We start from the raw sequence: 25,056 nt of genomic DNA on the forward strand, positions 1-25,056 counted from the left end.
GCGCTCCTACCTCAGCCGCCTGTCGGTCCAGCCCATGAGCCTCGAGAATCCGCGCAATCTCGCCACTGCCATGCAACGCCTGGATATTGGCATCCAGCGCCTTGCCCAGTTCGGCATTGCTCAGCATGTACGGAATCGCCGTCTGCCCCGGCTGCTCGGTGGCCTTCACCCGGGGATCGGGCGCCGACACCTTGATGCTCGCGCCCTGATACGCCCCCTTCTGCTGCGACGCTATCGCCACCGCGTGGCTGTCGATGCCCGCCTCGATGCGCCCGGACGCCAGGTCCTGGGCCATGGCCACCGGGTTGGGGTACAGCACCAGGTTATCGCCCAGCACCTTCTTCAGGTCATTGACCCACAGGTAGCCCTGCACGGTGCCGACCCGCTTGCCTTCCAGCTCGCCGACCGTGGCATAGCCAGGCTTGGAGATGATGCCCATCACGTCCAGGTACAGCGGTGCCGACAGGCCCAGCACCTTGCCGCGTTCCACGGTGCGGTACCAGTCGCCGATAACCACGTCGGCACGGCGGGTGACCACTGACTGGATCGCCGCCGCCGGGTCGAGCACGCTGGCCTTGATGGTCAGGCATTCGCGGGCAGCGATCTGCCTGATGATCTCGCCGTCCACGCCGCCCAGCTCCTGGTTTGGCCCTGGGATCGAGTACGGCGGGAACACCCAGGCCGCCACCGTCAGGACGCCGGGGGTCAAGGTGGTAAAGCTGTGGCCTGGCTTGCATTCGGCCAGGGCCTGGGCACTGCCGGCCACGGCGACACAGAGGGCAAGGCAACGGGTAATACGCTTGAATGGTTTCATCACGGGTACCTATGCAATGTAAAGGGCAGGCAATGTAAGGGGCAGGCAGGGTTCAGGGCGTTGCGTGCTGGCCGGGCGCCAGTCTTCTTTCCAGGGCGGCAACGCCCAGGCTTGCCGGGGCGCAGACCGCTGCATACATCAAACCAGCCAGCACCAGCACCGGCATGTACTGAAAGGTCGAGGAGCCGATGGCCGAGGCGCGGCTGACGATTTCGGGCAAGGCGATGGTGAAGCACAGCGACGAGGCCTGGAACATCATGATCGAGAAGCCCAGCAGCGACGGCAGCGCCACCCGCAGGGCCTGGGGCAGGATCACGTAGCGCAGCGCATCGATCCGGTCCAGGCCGATCACCTCGGCCGCTTCATGCTGACCCCGGGCCACCGCTTCCAGGCCGCCACGGATGATCTCGCTGGTATAGGCCGCCGTGCAGTAGGCCAGCGCCAGCACGGCCGCCCAGAACGAGCTCAGGGTCAGGTTCACCGACGGCAGGCCAAAGTAGAAGTACTGCAACAGGATCAAGGCCGGCGCACCGCGCCCCAGCTCCACGATCACCAGCGCCGGATAGCGCAGAGCCCTGCCCTTCGCGCTCACGCCCAGGGCCAGCAGCAGGCCGAGGAACACGCCGAGCACCAGGCTGATGGCGGTCACCTGCAACGACAGCACGAAGCCCTTCCACAGCTCCGGGAACCACTCGGCCCATTGGCTCAGCATCTCGTTCATTGGCTGATCCTCCGTTGCAGGCTCGCCGACACCCAGCGCGAGGCCAGCGCCACCGGCACGCTGAGCACCAGGTACACCAGCGCGGCAGCGCTATACACACCCAACCCCTGGAAGGTCTGCTGCGACACCTGGTACGCCTGGAAGCTGATGTCCGCCACCCCCAGCGTCGACGCCACCGCCGAATCCTTGAGCAGGCCGATGGCATAGGTGGCCGCCGTCGGGATGGAGATGCGCGTCAGCTGAGGCAGCACCACATCGAAGAAGCGTTGCGGTGGCGACAGGTTGAGCACATGGGCCGCTTCGTACTGGCCATCGGGGATCGCCGCAAAGGCGCCGCGATACACCTCGGCCATCTGTGCGGCGGTGATCAGGCCCAGGCCCACCACCGCCGCGACGAACGGCGACAGGGTGAGATAGCCACCGCCAATGCCGAAGAAGATGAAGAACAGCCAGACGATCGGCGGGATCGAGCGCAAGGTCAGCACGATGGCCGCACCCAGCGCCGCCAGCCCGCGTGAACGCGCCATGCGCAGTGCGCACAGGGGGAAGCCCAGCACCACTCCGGTGGCGAACGCACACAGGGTCACCCCCAGGGTCCACGGCACGCCCGTGAGCAACATCGAGAGTATGTCGTTCATCAGCGGTCCCTCACGGCCTGGAGAAACTTCACCACCCGCTCATGCTGTGGCTGGCGCATCACCCGGGCACTGGGGCCCTGTTCGAGGATGCGCCCGTCGGCCATCACCACCACCCGGTCGGACACCGTCTCGGCAAAGTGCATCTCGTGGGTGACGACGATCATCGTCATGCCCTCGGCAGCCAGCTCCTTCATCACCGCCAGCACTTCCAGGCCCAGTTCCGGGTCCAGCGCCGAGGTCGGCTCGTCGAACAGCATCAGCTCAGGCTCCAGCGCCAGTGCCCGGGCGATGGCGATGCGCTGTTGCTGGCCACCGGAACAGCGCGCCGGGTAGTGCCCGGCCTTGTCGGCCAGGCCCACCCGCTCCAGCAACTGCAACGAGCGCGCATCGGCCTCGCGCTGGCTGCGGCCAAGGGTGCGCACCTGCGCCAGGCTGACGTTGCGCAGCACGGTCATGTGCGGGAACAGGTTGAACGACTGGAACACCATGCCGATTCGTCGGCGCAGCTTCAGCAAATCGGCGCGCGCCAGCGGCGTGGCCGCGTCAATGTCCAGCTCGTCGAGGCGGATGCGCCCGCGGGTCGGCGGCTCCAGCTGGTTGATGCAGCGCAGCAAGGTGCTCTTGCCCGAGCCGCTGGGGCCGATGATGGCCACCACCTCGCCCTTGCGCATCTCGAAGTTGACGTCGTGCAGCACCTCATAGGGGCCGAACTGCTTGTGGATCGACTCCAGGCGCAGGAATGCCGGCTTGGGCTCAGGCATGGGTGGCACCTGGCGCAGCGGAACGCTCATCGGGTTCATGGGCAGGCCCTCCGCTCAAGACCGCTGGTCATCGACCAGGGGCGTGCTCGACAGCTTGACCGCGCCCTGGGCGGAGATCAGCACCTGTTCTTCCAGCTTCACGCCTTCACGCCCGCCGCGTTCGCCGATGTAGCTTTCCACCGATACCACCATGTTTTCCTGGAACAGCCCGTCATAGCCCCACTCGGCGAAGTCCACGGCGTAGGCCACGCTGGGGTACTCGTCGACCAGGCCGACGCCGTGCAGCATCATCATGTAGCGGTTGTGCTCGAACCTGCGCGGCACCGGCCAGCAGCGCTGGGCGAACTCGCGGAACGACAGGCCCGGGCGCAGCAGCTCGACGTTGTGGCTGATCTGCTGGCTGGCGATGTCGAGCAGCTCGCGCTGGGCCGCCGTCACCGGTTTGCCGGGGCAGACGAAACTGCGCGAGATGTCCGACAGGTAGCCACCGGGGCCGACCATGTCGGTGTCGAAGCAGACCATCTCGCCGGCCTCGATGACCTTGTCGGTAGCGTCCTGGAACCACGGATTGGTACGCGGGCCAGAGCTGAGCAGGCGGCTTTCGGCCCACTCGCCGCCCTGGGCGACGTTGGTGCCATGGAGAATGCTCCACAGCTGGTTTTCGGTAATGCCCGGCTGCAGGCTGGCGCGCATGCGGGCGATGGCCAGGTCGCAGACCGCCATCGACACCCGGTGACTGGCGACCTCTTCAACCGACTTGATCAGCCGCGCCTGCTCCATCAACGGTTGCGCATCGAACAGCTCGATGCCCTTGGCCTTGAGCTTCTCAGCGCCCCACGGATCGCAGCGGTCCACGGCCAGGCGACGGTTGCCACCGCTGTGGCGGACCATCAGCTCGGCCACTTCGGCCGCCCACAACGCGGCTTTTTCGTCGACCCGCGGGCCAGCCAGGAAGTACAGCCAAGGCAGCGCCGGGCGGATCTCGTCGATAGTCTCGACGTGCTCGCTGTTGTGCCGGCTGCTGGTGAACTCGAACAGCACCACCGGGCCCTCGGTGGGCACGAACACATAGCGGCTGGGCGAATGCATGACCCACAGGCCGAGGTTGTTGGTGTCGGTGGCGTAGCGGATATTGATTGGGTCGGCGAGCAGGATGCCGCCGTAGTCATGGGCGCGCAGCTGCTGGCGGATGCGTTCCAGGCGGTAGCGGCGCAGGGCCTTGCGGTCGATCGCGGCCTGGGCGGCGAGCAGCTCGCTGTCCACCGGGGCCAGGGCATGGCCGGTTACGCTGAAGTCGTCACGAAACTGCAGGGATGGCGCGGGGCTCGGTCGGGTACCGATGTGCATGGTTACACTCTCCACTGGATATCGTTGTCGTTGTTGGAGCCAGGGCAGTAACAAGTAAGCGCGAAACGGGTGCTGCTGTTCTTATGGTTTTATGGCGCGTGGCTCAGAGGTCCTTGACCAGGCGCAGGGCGTCATAGATGGCGGCATGGGTGTTGCGCGAGGCCACCGCATCACCGATGCGGAACAGCTGGAAGCGGCCATCGTCGCGTCGCGCCAAGGCCTGCGGGCGGCCAGCGATCAGGTCCATGTACTCCACCGCGCCTTCGTTGCTCGACAGCGGGCACAGCTGGAAATACAGGTCGTCCAGCGGCCGCGTGCCGTGGTTGACCACCACCTGGTCGACCAGCCGTTTCTGGCGCAGCTCGCTGTAGTCGGTGCCGATGGTTGCCAGCAAGCCATCAGGGGTTCTAGTAACCGCTTTCAGGCGCCAGGTCACGGTGAAAGTGGTGTCTAGCTGCTGCAGGGCGCGCATGTAGGGCACCAGGTTCATGCCCATGACCTCGGGCGAGAAGGTGCGGTCGGGGGTCATGATCTCGGTGCGCGCGCCGCTCTGGGCGATGAATTCGGCGGCCTGCAACGCGGCGTGGTCGCCGGCATCGTCGTACACCAGCACGTTGCGCCCGGGTTTTACGTCGCCCGAGATGATGTCCCAGCTCGAGACCACCAGCTCATTGCCCTGCTCCAGCACCTCGGTGTGCGGCAGGCCGCCGGTGGCGACGATGACCACGTCGGGGGTTTCGTCGAGGATGATCTGGCTGTCGGCCCAGACGTTGTAGTGGAAGGTCACGCCCAGGCGTTCGCACTGGGCCAGGCGCCAGTCGATGATGCTGATCATCTCCTTGCGCCGCTCCGACTGCGCGGTCAGGCGGATCTGCCCGCCAGCCTTGTCGGCCACCTCGTACACCACCACTTCATGGCCCCGCTCGCCCGCAACCCGCGCGGCCTCCAGGCCCGCCGGGCCGGCCCCGACGATGACGAGCTTGCGCTTGTGCTCGGCCTTGGGAATCTGGTGCGGCATGGTGGTTTCGCGGCCGGTGGCGGCGTTGTGGATGCAGTAGGCAGAACCGCCGTGGTAGATGCGATCGAGGCAATAGTTGGCGCCGACGCAGGGGCGGATGTCGTCTTCGCGGCCTTCGATGATCTTGCGCACGATGTGCGGGTCGGTCATGTGCGCACGGGTCATGCCGACCATGTCCACCTTGCCGCTGGCAATGGCATGGCGAGCGGTGGCCACATCCGGGATCTTCGCCGCATGGAAGGTCGGGAAACCGGTCAGCGAGCGAATTTCACCGGCGAAGTCCAGGTGCGGCGCGTTGCGCATGCCCTGGATCGGGATGATGTCGGTCAGGCCGGCGTCGGTGGCGATGTTGCCGCGGATCACATTGAGGAAGTCGATCATGCCGCTGTTCCTCAGCAGCTGGGAGATCTCCAGGCCCTCCTGTTTGGTCAGCCCGCCGGCCAGCACTTCATCACCGGTGTAGCGAATGCCGACGATGAACTCGCTGCCGACCCGCTTGCGGATGGCCGTGAGCACCTCGAAGGTGAAGCGCAGGCGATTTTCCAGCGAGCCACCGTAGACGTTCTGCAGTTCGTTGGTCAGCGGCGACCAGAACTGGTCCATCAGGTGGCCGTAGGCCTGCAGCTCGATGCCGTCGAGCCCGGCGGCCTGCATGCGTTCGGCGGCATCGGCGTAATCCTTGACGATGCGCTCGATGTCCCAGATTTCCAGACGCTTGGGGAAGGCCCGGTGCGCCGGCTCCTGGTTGTGCGACGGCGACACCACCGGCAGCCAGTCGCCCTTGTCCCAGCGGGTGCGGCGGCCCAGGTGGGTGAGCTGGATCATCACCGCCGCGCCGTGCTCGTGGCATTCGTCGGTGAGGTCCTTCATCCAGCCGACCACTTCGTCCTTGTAGGCCAGCACGTTGTTGAACACCGGCGGGCTGTCACGGGAGATGGCAGCGGAACCGGCGGTCATGGTCATGGCCACGCCAGCCTTCGCGCGCTCTACATGGTAGGCGCGGTACAGCTGCTTGGGCATGCCGTCTTCGGGATAGGCGGGTTCGTGGGAGGTGGTGATGATGCGGTTGCGCAGGGTGAGGTGCTTGAGTTGGTACGGCTGAAGCAACGGGTCATTTGACATGATTGTTCTCGCGTTCAGGGCATCAGGCAAAATCGACATTAGACCCCATGTACACCAGTGTCAATAAATTAGACAGTGGTGTACATTGAGCTTGTCAGGCCCCCATGGATACGGAACAATGCGCCTATGAACATGACCTCGAACCACCCGGAAACCGCCACCCGCGGCTCGATCGAGAGCTGGCTCAACGCGGCCTTCGAAACCCTCAAGGAGTCGGGGGTGGATGCCGTGCGCGTGCTGCCGCTGGCCAAAAAACTCAACCTCGCCCGCACCAGCTTCTACTGGTACTTCGAAGACCGCGAAGCCTTGCTCGCGGCGCTGATCGAGCAGTGGAAGAACAAGAACACCCGCAACCTGGTGAGCCAGTCACAGGCCTACGCGGCATCCATCACCGAGGCAATCCTCAACGTGTTCGACTGTTGGCTGAACAGCGAGCTGTTCGACTCGCAGTGCGAATTCGCCATGCGCAGCTGGGCGCTGCAGTCGGAGCAGGTAGCCGAGGAAATCAAGCAGGCCGACAACGTGCGCATGGCGGCGCTGAAGGAGATGTTCGACCGCTTCGGCTTCAGCGAAGACGCCGCCGCCACCCGCGCCCGCTCGATCTACCTGGCGCAGATCGGCTACATCAGCATGAAGACCCTCGAACCGCTGGAATACCGCATGCGCTTCATACCGGAGTACCTGCGCATCTTTACCGGCGAAGAGCCGGCGGCACATGAGCTGGAGCGGTTCTACCAGCGCAACGACTTTGTGCCGCCCGGCGCTTGAGCTGAATCATGCTGCGACGGCAATAGTCGAGTCCCAGCGCTGCGTGGGCGCCTCGGCAAGCAGTCTGGTACTGGCTGCTTCCGGGGCGAATGCCGCCATGGCATCAACCAGGTTGGCAAGGTTGGGCAACGCTGCAGGTGCCATGGCGGGCAAGGCCGCTGCTGGCGGGGCGAAGATGAAATCGTCGGCCGTTACCTGGGCCAGCTCCAGCGCATCCAGGTACAGCAGCTTCACCGCACTGCCCTGCCCCGCCACCGTAACCCCGTGAATCTGGGCAAAGCCATTCAACTGGAAGCGCTCGTCCTTGGTGAGCTGCAAGTCTTCGTAGCGGCTGATACCGGTCTGGCTCAGGTCGATCTTGTCGATACCGTGTCGGAAGCCACGCACCGTGTTCCAGTAATTGGTCACACCGTCCTGTTTTCCCACCACAAAGACACTGGGAGCGACACTTGCCGGGCCATAGATCGTGCCTGTCAACGACGCGACAAGTTGCCCTGAAGCATCCGATGTCAGTGACACCCCTCCTGAACCGCCACTGAGCAGCACGGTACCGCTGGATGGCGCCTGCACTTGCCCTTCAGGGCTGCCGTCGAAGTATCCCGGCGCAGCAATCAGCGTGTCCAGGAAACGGAAGTTGCTCGGCTGCAGGTCGGCGACAGTCTGTTGTGCAAAGCGCAGGATCTGCCCATTACCCAGATCAACCACGGCAGCCGCGCCATCCTGGCTCAGTTGCAAATCGGTAAAGGCCTTGTTGCCAAAACCAATCAGATCAACGACCTCTCGGGAGCGATCGAACTGTTCGAGCTCATCACGGCCGTCCGCACGCTTGTGAATGACATAGCGATCCGTTCCGCCGCCGCCTTTGAGCAGGTTGTAACCACGTCCGCCATCGAGCCATGCACCGTCCGCCCCGGCGATGAGAGTGTCGTCACCGTCACCACCGATCAGGTTGTGCACCGCACCAGGTGCGAGGGTGAGTGCGGTCCCGCCAATGCTGGCGATGCCACTGACCAGATCGACCGAAATACTGCGGCTCAGCGCCGCGGCATTGAGGGTATTTCGCCCGCCTGCGGTGCCGTTGACCGCATCGTCCAGCACGGTACGCGCAGCGTTCTGGGTCACGGCATCGGCGTAGTCGTTGGTGTAGTAATAGACATCATTGGCATTGCTGGGGCTGCCCACGACGCGCAATGCCCAGCGATCAAGCGTGAGTGGCAAGCCGTTGCCGGCATTGCTGACTTCCAGCCGCCACTCGCCGACCGAGCGTTCACCGCGATGATGGGTCGACATGAAGCCGTACTTGAATTCGCCCGAGCGTGGATTGCCTTGGTCGTCATCGGCCGAGCCCGGTGCCTTGCCAGCGCGGTCCAGCAGCACACTGCGCGTTCCACCAGGCGATATCAGCGTGACGGTCATGTCGCCGAGGCGGCCAACCTGCGAGTGAACATCGACTTCGACATGCTCCACCAGCACCCCGGCCGGCATGCTCAAGGCGAATGTGCTGACCTGCCCCGGCGCAATCACCTGCGCAACCGCTTCGCTGCCGGCCGCCAGTTGCTGCTCGTTGGCCTTGCTCGCCTGGCCGGCCCATGACTCGGCCAGGCGCACGGCGGCGCGAGCGTCGATCATGCCGAAGCCATAGTCGTGGCTGGCGCGCATGCCACCGCCATTCCAGTTGGCCGCGGTGTTGTCGCGCCAGACGGTCGCCGGGTCCTCGACCTTGCGTGCGGACAACGCCAGAATCTGCTGCACATCCCGGTAGCCAAGCCCGGGGTTGGCCTGCAGCATCAACGCCACCACACCGGAGACGATCGGCGCGGCGAAGCTGGTGCCTTGGGTCGTGCCATAGGCACTGCCAACCTTGGCGCCACGCTCGGCCTCCAGGTTGATGCCACTGGACAGCACATGGCTACCCGGCGCGGCCACCAGCAGGCTCGAACCGGGATTGGAAAATGGCGCACTGGCCACCTGCAGTACCGAGAGGTCGGCCTTGGCATTGACGGCCGCCACCTCGATGGCATGACGGCTGTTGTTGATCAGCGAACCTTGCGCACTGCCGCCATGTTCGCGCTGGTTGCCACCCGAGGTGACGATGACGGTACCCAGCCCGCCGCGCCCGTTGGTGGCTGCCAGCGTTGCGCTGAAGGCCAGGGCCAGGGACGTGTCGACCCTGCCTTCGGGCACATTGCCGATGGCGAAATCGGTCTTGAAGCCCCAGCTGTGGTTAGCGATGTCGTAATTGACCATCTGCCCCAGATTGGTCAGGTCGTCGCCTTTGTTGGCCAGGTAGTGCCCGCCGAGTTTCGCGTCGTAGGCAATGCCGATGCCGCCTTGATCATTGCGCGCGCCGACCATGACCCCCGCCACTTGCGTCGCATGATGGGAAGCCAGGGCCGGCAGCGTGCCATTGCTGCGCTGGGTCTGTAGCCAGATGGGGTCGACGTTGGCTTGCAGGTCCGGGTGCTGGATGTCGAAGATCTCCGGCGCAACGGCAAATTCACCCCCGGGCTCGAACTGGCCGATCCTCACACCCTTGCCCGAGAAGTCACGCCAGACCGGCTGAACATCGATCTCACCGAGGTACCACTGACGCGATGCCAACGGATCGACAGGCGACTGCTCGTGACGCAAGGTCACCGTGGCGCGCAAGGGGGCCGAGGCGCCGCTGGCGACCTCTGTCACGCCCACCGATGGGTTGCCGGCAGCATCGACGAGGTCGTAGCGGAAGGTCACATCCGCGTCATGGCCAGGCAACGGCGTGACTTCGACATCACCCTGCTCATTGAGCCGAACGGTTGCGCCCTTGCCGTCGCCGACCGAGGCAATCCGCAGCGGGCCAGTACTGTTGAGCGGCTGATCATTGGCCACCAGCACCGAGGCAGGAATGACCAGGGCGGTTGGCGTGGTGGTGAATGTAGCCATCTGTTCCGGGGCAAGCGTATCGCCAATCGGCAGTGCGCCGGGGCCCTCCAGGTCGACCGCCGCGATATCGGCAAAACTGAGTTTCTGCACATTGCTCAGGGTAAGGCTGCCGTCGCGCTCAGCCTGGCGATCACTGACCTGGTAGCCGGTCGCCGTACGGGTAATCAGGTACTCATCGTGATTACCATGCAGGGTGACCAGATTGATCCCGCCTGCGCCGTCAATGGTGGCATTGCCGCGCCCGGCCTCGATGACGTCGTCCGCCGCACCGCCCGTGATCTGGTCTGCACCGCCGCCGGCATGGATGATGCTGCCAGCGGCCGAAGCCTGAATGCGGTCGCCATTGGGGCCGGCATAGATGACTGCCTTGCCCGTGCCGCCGATGATGGTGTTGCGGCCCGTGCCGCCAACCAGCACATCGTTGCCGCCGCCACCGATCAGCAGGCTGTCGCCCGATCCGCCCTTGATGAAAACACCACGCTGCCCGCCGCTGACGATGACCTCCTTGCCACGCCCGCCTTGGGCAATAGTCAACCCGGCTTCGGCCATGTTCAGGCCAACACCGTGCTCACCGACGATCAGAGCAGTGTCACGCCCGCCATTGCCATGGATGTTCGCCGACTGGTCACTGGCGCTGATCACCAGCACATCATCACCCGCGCCGCCCACATACGTGTTGCTGCCGCCGCCGCCAACCAGCCAGCTGCCCCCTGGCGCGGCCTTGAGCACATCGTCACCCGCCCCGCCCTGCACGGTATCCACACCCAACACGGCGGCATCCAGCTCGGCGCCTTGCGGGCTGTTGCTGATATAGGATCGGCGCGTGGTCGCTCCGCTGATGGAGGTCAGCAAGGTGGCGTCGTCTTGCTGCTCCACGAGGTTGCCGACGGTGTCGGCGAGGTACTTCACCGCCAGCACTTCTCGCTCTACGCCATTGACCACGAACGCGCCGCGGGAGATGACTTCATTGCCCTGGCGAACCTCGTTCAGCGGCTGGACCTGACGCAGGTCGATCTGCGTGATGCCATGTTCCGGCAGCGTCTTGAGCTCACCTGCATCGGCGCGGCCGTCGTGATTGGCATCGACCCAAAGCTTCAGCTGCGCCCACGCCGCATCGTCGGCGGTAATCAAGCCATCGGCATTGGCATCGACACTGGCCAGTGCGGCGAAACCATCCTTGAACGGCGCCTCGCCCGGGGCGCCATTGCTGCCCGGCTGGCCGCCGAAGTATTCAGAGAACAGCTGGCGGATGCTGACGACCTGGCCACTGCCATCGTCGCGCACCAGCATCCCGGTCTGCCGATCGGCCCAGCCCGAGCGCCGTATTTGGCCGCTGTTGTCGACATCGAACAGCACCGCGTCCTCGATGCCGGTCAGCCCTGCGCCTTGGCCGCTGAGGTCGAACAGCAGCGGGTCGACGAAGGTGTTGACCGTGGTCATCGCGGCCAGGCCGTTCAGCACGGCGGCGTTGCGCAGGCTGAAGTCGGGCTGGTCAGTGCCGTCCTGATAGAACTGGGCCAGGTGCTGGTTGGGGCGGACGTTGGGGTCCAGTTGCAGCTCGCCGGGGCGAATGCCGCCCGTGGCCAGGCTGCCCAGTTGGGCGGAGGTGAAGTCGGTGTTGTTCAGGGTGTTGTCGGTGAAGGCGATGCTGTGGGTCAGGCGGCGGTTGACGTAGCCGGCGGAGACATCGTTGCGGATGTCGTCCTGGCCTTGAAGGTCGCGACGGGATTCGGTGGTAGGGGTGATTTCGATCTGGATGGATTGGGGAGGTGCGGGCTCATCGGTTGGTATCACGTCGGAAATCACGCTTTGAATGCCATTCAACGTGACGGTCCCCAAGCCCAATACAATGGACGTGATCCCTTCAGGTGAGTCAATCCTCGACAACCAGGATCTTGCCTGAGCGCGTAGTTCACCCGGGGCCATCGCTGTAGCATACGAAATTTGCATATCAGTACTAGCTGCCAAATTCAACTCAGCACCCGGCTTACCTGCCGCGTCCAACACCATTTCCCAATATCCATCGCGAGCTTTCGGATCTTTTAATTCAAAAATGGTGTTCAGCGTCCAAGCATCTCTCGACCGCCCCAGATCTTCAAAAACCTCAGTATGAAAGTCCCGCACTTCCTTATGATTTACTTGAACGCCTATCGTCCCTTCCCCGACCTTTCTATCTAGCAATCCTAGATAGGCCTCGGCCATTTTGAGCCGAACCGTTTCGACATCGGCATCTTGCATGGGCCGACCAGCATCTCGCTCAGTACGCTTCATAAAATCAATCGCGATAATACCTGCCACTGACTCTCCCTTTGCAACACCGTTCGCAAGAACAGCGTATCGGTCACCTTTACTCGCCAAATAGTCATACATATCGCCCACTCCCTGAGACTCAAAGAGTTCACGAGCGCGTTTCACATCTTCCATAAGCAAACCAGTCATACGCCACCTCTTTTTCTACTTTTATTGATAAACACTTCCAGCGCCAACCGTATCTGCGGCCACTGCACCAACTTCCCAGGAAGCATTCTAGCCTTTACATACAATTGCCCAAAAACTACAAAAGTCATTTCACAAGTATAAAAATTTGGCTCTCGCGGACGCCAAAGGCATTCAGTCACCGAGGTGATTTCGCCCGAATCTTCACTCCAATAGACTCGTTTCCTTTTCCCGCCCAGAAGCTTGTCCCCGCCTTCCACCAGATAAAGCTTCAGCAAGTTGTCATATGTAAACCCCTTACTAACGTCATGATTGAGCCTGCTCAGCAAATAATCACGCCCGAGACGTAAGTCACCCTCCTTGGCGAAGATCGGGGAAATCGCGACAAGTAGGCCCTCATGCTCTAGCCCTTGCTCAAAAATAAGTCGATCCTTCGCCGGTTCTAACGTGGGCCAAGCCATTGCCAAGAAGACCGAGCGAAGGTTGGCATCGCAGCCTCTCTTGTTATTAATAAAGTCCGGATCAAATGAGCTTTTCCCTTCATATTCAGGCCAAAAAGGGAAGTACACTCTCGGAAACTCATATACCATTCCCGCCATTTTTCCGCAGACGATTGGGCCGGGCGGAACGTAAGCGCTCGTGGTGCTCCGCTCTATGCGATCCGCAATATGTGCAACGAAGACGATCGCAGGAATTAGCAACAGCAAGCCGCTGAAAATCCTCAAGACCGACCAAACGAACCTATACAACCAAATAGCAAGCACCTTGAATATGGTCATCGCTCCCCCAAACTTTCCTTAACATGCCGCTGCAACGGACTAAGAAAGTAACTAATCACCCTGCGCTTATCAATAATCAACTCAGCACGCACCGCCATACCCGGAGCAAGTGGCATGTCCTTATCCCCAACGCGCAAACTACTTAACCCCAGTTGAATCCGAGCGTTATAAACCCACCCCCGCCGCTCATCCTCAACAGCATCATTGGAAACACTCTGAACAACTCCCGGCACCACGCCATACTTGGTAAACGTGAACGTCTCCACTTTCACTTCCACCGCCTGCCCCGCCCGAACAAAGCCGATGTCCTTGTTCTCGATCTGCACTTCCACTTCAACCGGCTGATCACTCGGCACAATTACCATCAATGTTTGCGCCGGCGTCACAACGCCACCCTGGGTATGGATGGCCAATTGCTGCACCGTGCCGTCGACCGGGGAAGTCAGTGCCCTGAGGCGGTGGCGTTGTTCGGCCTTGTACAGTTCCTGGCTCAGGGTCGCGATCTGCCGTTCAGCCTCGGCGTGCAGGTCGAGCATGGCCCGGCGCAGTTGGGCGATAACGCCTTCGCGGCGGTGCTGGGCCGCCAGGCGGGCAGCGCCCAGTTCTTCGATGCGCGAACGTTGAATGGCCAGCTCGCGCTCCTGCTCCAGGCGGGCCTGTTCCTTCTCCAGGTAGGTGTGCTTGGCGACCGCCGACTCGCTAAACAGCTGCTGGTAGTCAGCCGTGAGCTGGCGGGTGATCACCAGCAATTGCTGCAGCGCATCGGCGCGGGCTTGTGCCGAGCGGGTCTCTGCGCCGCGCTGGGCGATTTCGGCATCGGCCTGTTGCAACGAGGTGCGCAGTTCCTGGTACTGCCCTTGCAGCCAGCGTTGCGCGGCCGCTTGCTGTTGTGCCGTGGCCTGGGGAATACGGGGCGCCAGCGAGGTGGGCGCGGTGTGGCCATCGAGTGCTTCGAGCAAGGTAGCGGCACGTGCCAGGTCGATCCGGGCGGCCAGCAGTTCGCTGTTCAGGCGCTTGATGTCGGCGGCGGTCAGCTGCCCTTCGAGTTCGACCAGCAGGTCACCCTTGCCAACGGCCTGACCGTCTACCACATGAATCGCCTGCACCACCGCGACCTCACTGGCCTGGATCACTTTGCTCCTGCCGCTGGGCACGATCCTGCCCTCGGCACTGGCGACCACATCGATTTCGCCTGCGCAGGCCCACAGCAAAGCCAGCGCTATGAGTGCCAGCAGGCTCCATTGCAGGCGGCGCGGCAGCGGATGCACTGGGGTTTCCTGCAGGGCCAGCGCTGCAGGCAGAAACGCCAGCTCATCGGGCTCCCGTGGCGCCCCCTGCATGGCGCGGCGGCGCCTCCAGGCCTTGCGCCATGCCTCGCGGTAGCGCTCCAGCAAGTCGAGGATCGGCGCACTCATGCTGCCGCCCCCTGCTGCAACCGATGCAGGTAGGCATAGGCGCCTTGTGGGTTGCCCAGCAGTTCATCGTGAGCACCCTGCTCGATGATCTGCCCACGCTCCATGACCACGATGCGGTCGGCATGGCGCACGGCGGAAAGCCGGTGGGCGATGATGATCACCGTGCGGTGGGCGCAGATGCGCGCCATGTTCTGCTGGATGATCCGCTCGGACTCGTAATCCAGCGCACTGGTGGCTTCGTCCAGGATGAGGATGCGCGGGTTGCCCATCAGTGCACGTGCTATAGCAATCCGTTGCCGCTGGCCACCCGACAGGCTGGCGCCGTGCTCGCCAACCAGCGTTTCATAGCCGTCAGGCAGTTCGAGAATGAATTCATGTGCGCCTGCCAGCGTCGCCGCTGCAATGACTTCCTCCAGGGAAGCGGCAGGGTTGGCCAGCGCGATGTTCTCGCGCACGGTGCGCCGGAACAGCATGTTCTCTTGAAGCACCACGCCGATCTGCCGACGCAGCGAGGTGACATCGGCCAGTGCCAGGTCGGCCCCATCGAGCAGTACCCGCCCTCTCTCCGGCGAGTGCAGCCGCTGGATCAACCGGGTCAAGGTGCTCTTCCCGGAACCTGACTTGCCGACGATGCCGATCACCTCGCCAGGGGTGATCCTCAGGCTGACGTCACGCAGGATCTCGTTGCCGCCCGGGCGATAGCGGAAGCACACCTGATAGAGTTCGATCCGCCCCTTCAGCACAGGCAACTGCGCGCCCTGGCTGACCTCGGTACGGTTGTTGAGAATGTCCCCCAGCCGCTGGATCGAGATACCGGTCTGCTGAAAGCTGGTCCACAACTGCGCCAGGCGCATGATCGGCTGCGCTACGCGGCCGGCGAGCATGTTGAAGGCGATCAGCTCGCCAACCGTCAGTTGCCCATCGATGACCAGCCGCGCACCCAGCCACAACGTGCCGACCGTGACCAGTTTGCCGATCAGGGCAACCGTTTCATGGGCGATGTTGGACAGGTTCTGGGTCTTGAAACTGGCGGCAACGTAAGCCGCCAGCTGCTGGTTCCAGCGACGTGTGACGTGCGGCTCTACGGCCATGGCTTTCAACGTGTCGATGCCATTGACCGCTTCTACCAGGAACGCCTGGTTTTCCGCCCCGCGCTGAAAACTCTGGTCGATCCGGGCACGCAACACAGGGGTGACCAGCACCGATACCAGCAAGTAAAGCGGCAGGGAAGCGATGACCAGCAGCGTCAGCCAACCGCTGTACAGCCACATGACCACGATGAATACCGCTACGAATAACACATCCAACAGTAACGTGATGCTGTTACTGGTGAGGAAACTTCGGATGTTCTCCAGCTCCCGCACGCGGGCAACCGAATCCCCCACTCGCCGTGCTTGAAAATAGGCGATCGGCAGTGCTATCAAGTGCTGAAACAACTTGGCACCGAGTTCGACATCAATGCGCGAAGCGGTATGCGCCGACACATAGGCACGCAAACCACTGAGCAGACTTTCGAATATCAATACTGCCAAAAGGCCCAGTGCGATGACATCCAACGTGGTAAGGCCCCGGTGGACCAGCACTTTGTCCATTACCACCTGGAAGAACAACGGCGTCAGCAGTGCAAGAACCTGGATGATGAATGAAACCAGCAATACCTCGCCGAGCAACTTCCTGTGTTTGACCACTGCCGGGATGAACCAGGTCAGGTCAAAACGCTCCAGCCCACGAGGCAAGGGAGCGTCCGAGCGAACCAGAATCAGCTCCCCGGCCCAGCGCTGCCCGAGTTCAGCCAGCGACCAGGTTTGCGGCGCACATGCTCGCGGGTCTTGCACCAGCACGTGCTCGCCCTCCACCCGGGCGATGATGAAACAGCCACCTTGCCGGTCCATCGCGATGGCCGGCAGCGGCATGTGCGCCAGACGCCTTGGGTCAGTGCGTCGATGTTTGGCTTTCAGGTGAAAGCGCTGGAAAGCCTGCAGAATCTGGGCAACTGAAAATGGCTTGCCATCGGTTGCAAACTCATGACTCAGTTGTTCGGGAGAAACCGCTACGTCGTGATACCGCGCGAGCATGACCAGGCAGGCCAAGCCGCTATCAATTGAGTGGTGCTCACCGCTTTCAAATAGATCGGACACTTATCCACCCATGTGCACTAGAACATGGACGAATGTTAGCGCCTGATTAAACGACAATAGTCCTACATGGTTCAGACTTATCCTGTAGGAATAATCCAAGCACGTTCATCACTACTCGGAGTCGTGAAGTTAATACGTAGGAATTTATTACTGCATGAGTGGGAATATATGTATCTCTCTCAGGGCCGCTCCATACCTGGATGAAGCCGGCGCCCTGAAAAGAGCAGCACGTACGTTAGGCCTTTTTTATGGTTCGCCACAGCATTTTTAGCGTCGGTGAGATCGAGCGCCGCCCGCGCGGCGCATCGCGAGCTTTGCTCGCTCCTACGTTTATTTCGGGACAGTAACGCCTGTGACGGGCGCGCGCGACCGCCTTGTTGGAGCGGCGCGATATCGCGTCATGCGCCAAGGCGTACCCGCGCAAATCCCACAGAAATAATTGGCCCGACATAAACGTAGGAGCGAGCTAAGCTCGCGATGCGCCGCGCGGGCGGCGCTCGATCTGCGCATCAACTCAGAACACAAGACAAGCACCTGGCAGCCCTCACCCAATCTCCCGGCAAGCAATCGCAGCCAGGTTCCCGACATTGCGTGAAGAACCTTTTTTATTGCATCCACGGCGGCGTCGGCTCCTCGGCCTTGGCCAGCCCATGCTCGGCCTCATCCCGCGCCGCACGGCGGCGGGCTTCATCGCGCAGGGTGGCGTCGATCTCGCGCATCACCCCGGCCACGTCGGCGGCCTGGTCGTCTTCCTCGAACTGCCCGCTCAACGGGCTGTCCGGGCGCAGCTCGCCGGCTTGGTACAACGCCCACATCTCGTCGGCGTAGCGGGTGGCCTTGAGCTCCGGGGCAAAGCGCCCGAAGTAATGCGCCATATTCGCCACGTCACGGTGCAGCATGCTGAAGGCGTGGTTGTTGCCCGCTGCATCCACCGCCTGCGGCAGGTCGATGATCACCGGGCCGTCCGGGCCCAGCAGCACGTTGAATTCGGACAGGTCGCCATGCACCAGGCCGGCGCACAGCATCAGCACGATCTGGCGGATGACGAAGGCATGGTATTCGCGGGCTTCTTCGGCCTCCAGGTGCACGTCGTTCAGGCGCGGGGCGGCATCGCCGTCGCTATCGGTCACCAGTTCCATCAGCAGCACGCCGTCCTGGAAGTCGTACGGCTTGGGCACCCGCACGCCGGCATTGGCCAGGCGGAACAGCGCCGCCACTTCGGCGTTCTGCCAGGCGTCTTCGGCTTCTTTGCGGCCGTACTTGCTGCCTTTGGCCATGGCCCGGGCCTGGCGACTGTTACGGACCTTGCGGCCTTCCTGGTATTCGGCGGCCTGGCGGAAGCTGCGCTTGTTGGCCTCCTTGTAGACCTTGGCGCAGCGTACCTGGGCACCGCAGCGCACCACGTAGACGGCCGCTTCCTTGCCGCTCATCAAAGGCCGCAGTACTTCGTCGACCAGGCCGTCTTCGATCAGTGGTTCGATTCGTTTTGGTGTCTTCATCAGGCTGCGTTCGGGGTCCTGGCTGGGGTGGTGGACATCCTCTCACAGGCAGCGGCGACTTGCTCGTTTGTCTGCAAAGGCCGATCGCCGTTAGCTTCGGCGCAAACCTCACAGCCGCTGCAGGTAGCCCTGCAGGTAGTCGATGAATGCCAGCACCTTGCCACTGGCGCGGCGGTGGCTGGGGTAGACCGCGAGGATGTCTTCGCCGAACGCATCCGGCTCGATCACGCAGTGCTCCATCACCCGCACCAGCCGCCCCTCCTGCAGGTAGCGGCGCACGCTCCACGCCGGGGTGTGGAGGATGCCGTGGCCGGCCAGCGCGTTGCGCAGCAGCAAGTCGTAGTTGTCGCTTTCCAGCCGCGCCTTCTGCGGGTACGGCAGGCGCATGCGCACGCCGTCGCACTGCATCCACCAGAACTTGGTATCCAGCGCCGGGTGAATGTACTTGAGCCACTGGTGCTGGCCGATGCTGTGCGCCGTCACCGGCAGCGGGTTGCGTTCGAGGTAGTCGGGGCTGGCACAGAGAAAGATGCGGTTGTTGCCGATGACCCGGGCAATCAGGCCCGGCAGGTCGCTGTGCCCTTCGCGCAGCGCCAGGTCATAACCGGCTTCGATCAGGTCGACGAAGGTGTCGGACAGTTCCACCCGCAGCTGGATCTGTGGGTAGACGCGCATGAAGCCGGCACAAGCGTCAGCCAGGAACGCCCGGCCAAATGCCAACGGCGCGGTCAGGCGCAGGGTGCCGGATACCCCTTGCAGCTGGCTGATTTCTTCACCGGCCTCATGCAGGCTCTTCAACACCTGCCGGGCGGTGTCCAGGTACAGCCGGCCCGCTTCGGTCAGTACGATACGCCGCGTGCTGCGCTCGAACAGCTGGCTGCCCAGCTCGCGCTCCAGGTGCGTGACCGCCTTGGTCAGTGCCGAAGGCGTCTTGCCCAACGCTTCGGCCGCGCGGCTGAAGCTGCCGTGCTCGGCAGTGGCGACGAACATCGAAATCGCACCCAAGGTGTCCATGCGGTTTTTCCTGAATGGCAAAAGGCTTTTTAGCGTTCTGGCGATTCTATGCCAAGCCCGGGCTGGGTAGGCTCGACCCACACCCATAAATACAAGAGGCTGCACATGTCGAGATGTCTACCTGGTTTGCTGGCGCTGGCCGTGGCTTTTGCCTCGGGGCACGTATTGGCCGCTGCCGACCTGGTGCTGGTCAACGGCAAGATCTTCACCGCCGACCGCAACAACCCGCAGGCGCAGGCCATCGCCGTCGAAGGCGGCAAGATTGTCGCCGTGGGCAGCGACGCCCAGGCGCGGGCACTCGCTGACCCACAGACCCAGGTGATCGACCTGCAAGGCAAGCGCGTTACCCCGGGCCTGATCGACACCCACTCCCACGCCATCTTCGGCGGCCTGCAACTGAGTGGCGCCGACATGGGGGGCGAGGCGGTGCCACTGGATGATTTCGAAGCCCGCCTGCGCGGCTGGCGTGATGACGGGCGTGCCCGCAACGGCGATGTGCTGCAGGTGCTGGGGGTCAGCTCGGCCTACTGGGCCCAGGCCAAGGTGCTGAACGAACGCTTCAGCCAAGGCGAATGGGCCTCCACGCCCATTGTGTTCATCGGCGAGGACTACCACACCGCCTGGGCCAACCCGGCCATGCTCAAGCGCGCCGGTATCGACAAGGCATTGCTGGCCACTCTGAGCAAGCAGGAAAAGGACACCATCGGCACCTTCGAAGACGGCCAGCCCAGCGGCTTTTTGGTCGATGCCGGTTGGGACCGGGTCGCCAGCGTCCTGCCCAAGGCCGATGCCGCCACCCTGCTCAAAGGGGCACAGGCCGCTGTCCAATTCAACAACAGCCTGGGCATCACCGCCTGGATGGACCCGGCCGCCAACAGCATGCCCGGCGAGGCGCTGTTCGATATCAAACCTACCGATCAGACCGTCGGCGTGCTGCCCGCCTACAAGGCGCTCGCCGAACAGGGCGGGCTGAATGCGCATGTCGCCGCGCTGCTGGTGGTCAATCCGAAAAGCACCCCCGCCGACCTGCAGACCATCGACAACGTGCGCAAGCAGTTCGCTGGCGTACCGAACCTGACCCTGCCCGGCATCAAGGTGTTCGCCGACGGCGTGCTGGAGTACCCCGCGCAGTCGGCCGCCCTGCTCAAGCCGTACCACAACACGCACAAACCTGGCGAACTGCTGATCGACCCGCAGCACTTCGGTGAACTGGTCAGCGCCGCCGACCAGCGTGGCTGGCTGGTGCATATCCACGCGATTGGCGACCGTGCGGTGCGTGAATCACTCAACGGCATCGAACAGGCACGCAAGGCCGGCAACAGCGGCATCCATCACTCGATCACCCACCTGCAGTTGGTCAACCCCCAGGACTTCGCCCGCTTCAAGCCCCTCGACGTGATTGCCTCGATGCAGCTGCTGTGGGCCGCCGGCGACGACTACACCGTCGACATGGTCAAACCCTACGTCGATGCCTCCGCGTTCCGTTACCAGTACCCGGCCCATTCACTGCAGAAAAACGGCGCGATCATCGCCGGCGCCAGCGACTGGCCGGTGTCGTCACCCAGCCCCTGGCTGGCCATCGCCCAGGCGTCAACACGCAAGGGCGCGCAAGGCGTGCTCAATGCCGATGAACGCCTCGACCGCCAGACCATGCTCTATGCCTACACCGCCAATGCCGCCAAAGCCCTGGGCCTGGAGCGGCAGATCGGCTCGCTGGCCCTGGGCAAGCAGGCCGACTTCGTCATCCTCGACCGTGACGTGCTCGCGGTGAACGACCAGCAACTGGGCGAGACCCAGGTGCTGGCCACCTACTTCGGCGGCCAACAGGTCTACGCCCCCAAATAAGCGCTCGCACCTTGGCATGCCTGCACGGCATGCCGCCTTTTCTATCTGCCACAACAACCACAACACAAGATAGGGATGACCATGAAGCACGCTACCCTGGCAGCCGTGTGCGCACTCGGCTGCGCCGCGCTCGCCCCTGCCGCCATCGCCTTGCCGATCTTTGATGACTTCGCGCTCGACATCGACCTGGCCTCAGTCAGTGACTACCGCAGCCGCGGCATCTCGCAAACCCAGGGCGATCCGGCCGCGCAGGCCGACGTCATGCTCAGCCATGCCAGCGGCCTGTATCTGGGCGCCTGGACCTCGAACGTCGATTTCGGCTTCGACAGCAAGACCCGCCAGGAGGTCGACTACTACGGTGGCTGGGCCTGGCAGATGAGTGAGCACGCCAACCTGGACCTGGGCTATATCAAGTACAGCTACCCCAAGCAAAGCCAGTACAACCAGTCAGAGCTGTACGCCATCCTCGACGTGCAGGGCTTCAAGCTGGCGGCCTACTACTCCACGGACGCCACGACGCAGTACGGCAAGGATCAGGACAGCCTCTACACCTGGGTGGGCTACCACACGGTGCTGCCGCTGGAGATCGGCCTGGAACTGCGCTACGGCCGCGCCGACTTCAAGGACCCGAGCTACTGGTCACAGAGCGGCCAGTCGCGCGATGCCTACCGTGAGTGGGAAGCCAAATTCACCCGCGACTTCCTCGGCCTCACCTGGCGCCTCAGCTATATGGATACCAACCTGTCGCAGACTGAATGCGCCAGCAACTATGGCTTCGACGATGTCTGCAGTGCCACCGTGGGCACCGGTGTCAGCAAGCACTTCTGAGGCCTCAGGCCATGGCCCGGCGCTGCAGGATGAAGTGCCGGGCACGGTCGAACGCCCAGTTGTACAGCACGGTGTAAGGCAGAATGACCACGAAGAAGCCCAGCTCGACCATGAACGCCTGCAGCAGCGAGATCTCCAGCATCCAGGCCGCCACCGGCAGGCACCAGACCACCAGCCCCGCCTCGAAACCCAGCCCATGAACGAAGCGCGCCAGCGCCTTCCACTGGATACGCGGCGTCGCCACGAAACGGTCGACCAGGGCGTTGTAGGCCATGTTCCAGATCATTGCGATCACCGAGAGAGTGACCGCCAAGGTGCCGGCCGTGGCCAGCGACTTGCCCATGATCCACGAGAGCAAGGGCGCGCACAGCAGCACGGCGAAGATTTCGTAGCCGACGGCATGGACCATGCGTTCGGTGAAAGAGACTTTTTTCATGGCAGATTCCATCATGTGGTTACGTCGTGGGCCACATTTTCTTTGATGGAACTGATACTCGCGATATGGATGCTATCGGTTTTATCAATACAAAAAAATTTGCGGTGCCTTGGAATGTTGGCCTCGGCATTTGCACCGCCTGTGAGATCGAGCGCCGCGCGGGCGGCGCTCGATCTCACAGGCGCAGACGATGTCATGTCATAACAAACCGGGAAACGCTGCACCCAGCAGCCCAGGCTCCTTCAAGATCGCTGCACTGCTGACGATATCCGGTGCCAGCCAACGGTCCTGGGCATACGCCGGCACCCGTTCGCGCAACAGCCGCCAGGCAATCCCGGTACCGGTGCCGAAGCGCTGTTCCTTGAGGAACTCGAACGCCTGGGCTGCCAACAGGTATTCGATGGCGAGGATCTGCGTGCAGTTCTCCAAAGCGCGGTGCAGCTTCAACCCGGCATTGGTACCCATGCTCAAGTGATCCTCCTGCAGCCCGGAGGTGACGTAGTTGTCGATGACGGCCGGTTGTGCCAGCTGACGGTTTTCCGCACACAGTGAAGCGGCCACGTACTGGACGATCATCATGCCCGAGTTCACCCCCGGCTGGCTGACCAGGAACGCCGGCAAGCCGCTGACCAACGGGTTGATCAGGCGATCCAGGCGACGCTCGGCAATCGCCCCGATCTCGGCCACCGCGATGGCCAGCAGGTCAGCCGCCATGGCCACGGACTGGCCGTGGGGATTGGCCTGGGACACCACCCGATACGACTCGGGCGTACCCAGCAACATCGGGTTGTCGGTCGTCGAGTTGAGCTCGGTTTCGATCTGCCGCGCAGCGTGTGCCAACTGATCGCGCGCGGCGCCATGAACCTGCGGAATCGAGCGAATGCTCAAAGCGTCCTGGGTGCGAATGCCATGGCTGCTGGCAATGATTTCACTGCCGTCGAGCAGGCGCCGCAAGTTGCTGCCCACGCGCTGCATGCCGGGGTGCGGCTTCATCGCGATGATTTCAGGGTCGAAGGCATCGAGCTGGCCACGCAGGGCCTCGAAGCTCATGGCGCCGATCACGTCCGCCCATTGGCTCAAGCGCGTTGCGTCATCCAGGGACAGGCAGCTCAGGCCGGTCATGCACGGGGTGCCATTGACCAGGCACAAGCCGTCCTTGGCGCCCAGTTTGACCGGTGCCAGGCCAACCTCGTCCAGGGCTTGCTGCGCCGGCATGATCTGGCCGCGATAGCTGACCTGGCCGACGCCCAGCAAGCTGATGCTGATATGGGCCATGTGGGTCAGGTAGCCCACCGACCCCTGTTTCGGCACCTGGGGCGTGATGTGCTGGTTGAGCAGGGCCAGCAGCGCCTCGACCACCTTGCGCTGCAGGCCTGAACAGCCCTGGCAGAAATTGATGATCGCCGCGCAGATGATCGCCCGGGTCTGTTCGTCCGACAGTGCGGCACCCACGCCGCAGGCATGGCTGAGCAAGGTGTTGCGCGACAGCTGGCTGAGTTGTTCGTCCTGTAGCGAGACATTGCACAAGGCGCCCAGCCCGGTGTTGACGCCATAGGCACGCTCACCACTGGCAACGATGCGCTGGACGATCGCCTGGGCGTTCTCGATCCGCGCCCAGGCCGATGGGGCCAGCTCAAGCTTCGCCCCATGCCGCGCCACGGCCACCACGTCCTGCCAGCGCACGGGCGTATCGGCGATGATGATTTTTTCGGCAAACGACATACACGCGGTTCCTTAATGCGAAGCTACGCGGCGCTGGACGAAACGATCGACATAGTCGTCCGCAGGCTGGTAGAGGATTTCCTTCGGCGTGCCGACCTGGATCAGGCGACCGTCCTTGAGAATGGCAATGCGGTTGCCGATACGCACCGCTTCATCCAGGTCGTGGGTGATGAAGACGATGGTCTTGTGCAGGGTTTTTTGCAGTTCCAGCAACTGGTCCTGCATTTCGGCGCGGATCAGCGGGTCGAGCGCACTGAAGGCTTCGTCCATCAGGATGATGTCGGTGTCGGCCGCCAGGGCACGGGCCAGGCCGACGCGCTGGCGCATGCCGCCCGACAGCTGGTGCGGATACGATTTCTCGTAACCCTTGAGGCCCACGGTGGCGATCCAGTGCAGGGCACGCTCGGTGCAGGTGGCCTTGCTCTCGCCACGGACTTTCAGGCCATAGGCGACGTTGTCCAGCACCGTGCGGTGCGGCAACAGGCCGAAGCTCTGGAACACCATGCTGATCTTGTGCCGGCGGAATTCGCGCAGGGCGTCCATGTCGTACTGCAGGATGTCCTCGCCATCGACCAGGATCTCGCCGCTGGTCGGGTCGATCAGGCGGTTGAAGTGCCGCACCAGGGTCGACTTGCCCGAGCCCGACAGGCCCATGATCACGAAGATCTCACCGCCGCCGATGGACAACGACAGGTCGTTGACCCCGACCACGCAGCCGGTTTCTGCCAGCACCTGGTCCTTGGGTTTTTTCTGGCGGATCAGCTTGAGGGCATCCTCGGCGCGGGCCCCGAAAATCTTGAAGACGTTCTTCACTTCGATCTTGTTCATCATCT

Annotated in this window: 18 protein-coding genes; 3 read left to right on the plus strand and 15 right to left on the minus strand. The window is 63.0% G+C overall.

Annotation, left to right across the window (positions count from 1 at the left end; genetic code table 11):
• The 6 genes from ACLEJU_RS22440 to ACLEJU_RS22465 form a co-directional block, all read right to left on the minus strand.
• The coding region (locus ACLEJU_RS22440) for a substrate-binding periplasmic protein (protein WP_440776747.1) at positions 1 to 817 on the minus strand (817 nt) is incomplete at its 3' end.
• 49 nt (positions 818 to 866) lie between these two features.
• Positions 867 to 1,535 carry an amino acid ABC transporter permease gene (locus ACLEJU_RS22445; RefSeq protein WP_435423217.1) on the minus strand — a complete coding sequence of 223 codons (669 nt, stop codon included), beginning with the start codon at positions 1,533 to 1,535 and terminating at the stop codon, positions 867 to 869.
• The gene (locus ACLEJU_RS22450; protein WP_159410034.1) at positions 1,532 to 2,173 is read right to left on the minus strand and encodes an amino acid ABC transporter permease; all 642 of its coding nucleotides are present in this window, start codon (positions 2,171 to 2,173) and stop codon (positions 1,532 to 1,534) included. The genes ACLEJU_RS22445 and ACLEJU_RS22450 overlap by 4 nt, the downstream gene beginning before the upstream one ends.
• Complete coding sequence (locus ACLEJU_RS22455; protein WP_435423222.1) at positions 2,173 to 2,964, minus strand: amino acid ABC transporter ATP-binding protein; 792 nt, start codon at positions 2,962 to 2,964, stop codon at positions 2,173 to 2,175. Before ACLEJU_RS22455 ends, ACLEJU_RS22450 begins: the two co-directional genes overlap by 1 nt.
• A 24-nt stretch (positions 2,965 to 2,988) precedes the next feature.
• Complete coding sequence (locus ACLEJU_RS22460; RefSeq protein WP_435423216.1) at positions 2,989 to 4,281, minus strand: M24 family metallopeptidase; 1,293 nt, start codon at positions 4,279 to 4,281, stop codon at positions 2,989 to 2,991.
• 103 nt (positions 4,282 to 4,384) lie between these two features.
• Positions 4,385 to 6,421, minus strand: a complete 2,037-nt coding sequence (locus ACLEJU_RS22465; RefSeq protein WP_435423215.1) for an oxidoreductase — start codon at positions 6,419 to 6,421, stop codon at positions 4,385 to 4,387.
• 126 nt (positions 6,422 to 6,547) lie between these two features.
• Here ACLEJU_RS22465 and ACLEJU_RS22470 point away from each other — a divergent pair, with 126 nt between their 5' ends.
• Positions 6,548 to 7,189, plus strand: a complete 642-nt coding sequence (locus ACLEJU_RS22470; RefSeq protein ID WP_435423214.1) for a TetR/AcrR family transcriptional regulator — start codon at positions 6,548 to 6,550, stop codon at positions 7,187 to 7,189.
• Positions 7,190 to 7,195: 6 nt separating this feature from the next.
• On the opposite strand, the gene ACLEJU_RS22475 is transcribed toward ACLEJU_RS22470, so the two are convergent.
• The 6 genes from ACLEJU_RS22475 to ACLEJU_RS22500 all read right to left on the minus strand — a co-directional run bounded on the left by ACLEJU_RS22475 (position 7,196) and on the right by ACLEJU_RS22500 (position 19,392).
• The gene (locus tag ACLEJU_RS22475) at positions 7,196 to 11,551 is read right to left on the minus strand and encodes a S8 family serine peptidase (protein WP_440776748.1); all 4,356 of its coding nucleotides are present in this window, start codon (positions 11,549 to 11,551) and stop codon (positions 7,196 to 7,198) included.
• A 995-nt stretch (positions 11,552 to 12,546) separates the two neighbouring features.
• Positions 12,547 to 13,326 (minus strand): hypothetical protein, encoded by a 780-nt coding sequence (locus ACLEJU_RS22480; protein ID WP_435423213.1) that lies wholly within the window; start codon positions 13,324 to 13,326, stop codon positions 12,547 to 12,549.
• Positions 13,323 to 14,741, minus strand: a complete 1,419-nt coding sequence (locus ACLEJU_RS22485) for an HlyD family type I secretion periplasmic adaptor subunit (RefSeq protein WP_435423212.1) — start codon at positions 14,739 to 14,741, stop codon at positions 13,323 to 13,325. The genes ACLEJU_RS22480 and ACLEJU_RS22485 overlap by 4 nt, the downstream gene beginning before the upstream one ends.
• Positions 14,738 to 16,816: a type I secretion system permease/ATPase gene (locus ACLEJU_RS22490; RefSeq protein ID WP_435423220.1), complete on the minus strand. Its 2,079-nt coding sequence runs from the start codon at positions 16,814 to 16,816 to the stop codon at positions 14,738 to 14,740. The genes ACLEJU_RS22485 and ACLEJU_RS22490 overlap by 4 nt, the downstream gene beginning before the upstream one ends.
• Positions 16,817 to 17,484: 668 nt before the next feature.
• Positions 17,485 to 18,378, minus strand: a complete 894-nt coding sequence (locus tag ACLEJU_RS22495; RefSeq protein ID WP_435423211.1) for a PA4780 family RIO1-like protein kinase — start codon at positions 18,376 to 18,378, stop codon at positions 17,485 to 17,487.
• A 108-nt stretch (positions 18,379 to 18,486) separates the two neighbouring features.
• Positions 18,487 to 19,392 (minus strand): LysR family transcriptional regulator, encoded by a 906-nt coding sequence (locus ACLEJU_RS22500; RefSeq protein ID WP_435423210.1) that lies wholly within the window; start codon positions 19,390 to 19,392, stop codon positions 18,487 to 18,489.
• Positions 19,393 to 19,497: 105 nt separating this feature from the next.
• Between ACLEJU_RS22500 and ACLEJU_RS22505 the strand changes: the two genes are divergently transcribed.
• Positions 19,498 to 21,237 carry an amidohydrolase gene (locus ACLEJU_RS22505; protein ID WP_435423209.1) on the plus strand — a complete coding sequence of 580 codons (1,740 nt, stop codon included), beginning with the start codon at positions 19,498 to 19,500 and terminating at the stop codon, positions 21,235 to 21,237.
• Between the two features lie 81 nt (positions 21,238 to 21,318).
• Positions 21,319 to 22,065, plus strand: a complete 747-nt coding sequence (locus ACLEJU_RS22510; protein WP_435423208.1) for a TorF family putative porin — start codon at positions 21,319 to 21,321, stop codon at positions 22,063 to 22,065.
• Between the two features lie 4 nt (positions 22,066 to 22,069).
• On the opposite strand, the gene ACLEJU_RS22515 is transcribed toward ACLEJU_RS22510, so the two are convergent.
• The 3 genes from ACLEJU_RS22515 to ACLEJU_RS22525 form a co-directional block, all read right to left on the minus strand.
• Entirely contained in the window at positions 22,070 to 22,501 is a 432-nt protein-coding gene (locus tag ACLEJU_RS22515; protein WP_435423207.1) for a multidrug/biocide efflux PACE transporter, read from the minus strand.
• Between the two features lie 198 nt (positions 22,502 to 22,699).
• Positions 22,700 to 24,223, minus strand: a complete 1,524-nt coding sequence (gene hutH / locus ACLEJU_RS22520; RefSeq protein ID WP_435423206.1) for a histidine ammonia-lyase — start codon at positions 24,221 to 24,223, stop codon at positions 22,700 to 22,702.
• 12 nt (positions 24,224 to 24,235) lie between these two features.
• Positions 24,236 to 25,054, minus strand: coding sequence for a quaternary amine ABC transporter ATP-binding protein (locus ACLEJU_RS22525; protein WP_435423219.1), 819 nt, complete (start codon positions 25,052 to 25,054; stop codon positions 24,236 to 24,238).
• Positions 25,055 to 25,056: the final 2 nt, after the last annotated feature.

The organism is Pseudomonas sp. SMN11 (genome assembly GCF_052041945.1).
Taxonomy (GTDB): domain Bacteria; phylum Pseudomonadota; class Gammaproteobacteria; order Pseudomonadales; family Pseudomonadaceae; genus Aquipseudomonas.

Excerpts from the sequence above, each read along its gene's own strand:
- ACLEJU_RS22445 (WP_435423217.1), bottom strand. The coding sequence starts at position 1,535 with ATGAACGAGATGCTGAGCCAATGGGCCGAGTGGTTCCCGGAGCTGTGG.
- ACLEJU_RS22450 (WP_159410034.1), bottom strand. The coding sequence starts at position 2,173 with ATGAACGACATACTCTCGATGTTGCTCACGGGCGTGCCGTGGACCCTG.
- ACLEJU_RS22455 (WP_435423222.1), bottom strand. The coding sequence starts at position 2,964 with ATGAGCGTTCCGCTGCGCCAGGTGCCACCCATGCCTGAGCCCAAGCCG.
- ACLEJU_RS22460 (WP_435423216.1), bottom strand. The coding sequence starts at position 4,281 with ATGCACATCGGTACCCGACCGAGCCCCGCGCCATCCCTGCAGTTTCGT.
- ACLEJU_RS22465 (WP_435423215.1), bottom strand. The coding sequence starts at position 6,421 with ATGTCAAATGACCCGTTGCTTCAGCCGTACCAACTCAAGCACCTCACC.
- ACLEJU_RS22470 (WP_435423214.1), top strand. The coding sequence starts at position 6,548 with ATGAACATGACCTCGAACCACCCGGAAACCGCCACCCGCGGCTCGATC.
- ACLEJU_RS22475 (WP_440776748.1), bottom strand. The coding sequence starts at position 11,551 with ATGACCACGGTCAACACCTTCGTCGACCCGCTGCTGTTCGACCTCAGC.
- ACLEJU_RS22480 (WP_435423213.1), bottom strand. The coding sequence starts at position 13,326 with ATGACCATATTCAAGGTGCTTGCTATTTGGTTGTATAGGTTCGTTTGG.
- ACLEJU_RS22485 (WP_435423212.1), bottom strand. The coding sequence starts at position 14,741 with ATGAGTGCGCCGATCCTCGACTTGCTGGAGCGCTACCGCGAGGCATGG.
- ACLEJU_RS22490 (WP_435423220.1), bottom strand. The coding sequence starts at position 16,816 with ATGCTCGCGCGGTATCACGACGTAGCGGTTTCTCCCGAACAACTGAGT.
- ACLEJU_RS22495 (WP_435423211.1), bottom strand. The coding sequence starts at position 18,378 with ATGAAGACACCAAAACGAATCGAACCACTGATCGAAGACGGCCTGGTC.
- ACLEJU_RS22500 (WP_435423210.1), bottom strand. The coding sequence starts at position 19,392 with ATGGACACCTTGGGTGCGATTTCGATGTTCGTCGCCACTGCCGAGCAC.
- ACLEJU_RS22505 (WP_435423209.1), top strand. The coding sequence starts at position 19,498 with ATGTCGAGATGTCTACCTGGTTTGCTGGCGCTGGCCGTGGCTTTTGCC.
- ACLEJU_RS22510 (WP_435423208.1), top strand. The coding sequence starts at position 21,319 with ATGAAGCACGCTACCCTGGCAGCCGTGTGCGCACTCGGCTGCGCCGCG.
- ACLEJU_RS22515 (WP_435423207.1), bottom strand. The coding sequence starts at position 22,501 with ATGAAAAAAGTCTCTTTCACCGAACGCATGGTCCATGCCGTCGGCTAC.
- hutH (WP_435423206.1), bottom strand. The coding sequence starts at position 24,223 with ATGTCGTTTGCCGAAAAAATCATCATCGCCGATACGCCCGTGCGCTGG.
- ACLEJU_RS22525 (WP_435423219.1), bottom strand. The coding sequence starts at position 25,054 with ATGATGAACAAGATCGAAGTGAAGAACGTCTTCAAGATTTTCGGGGCC.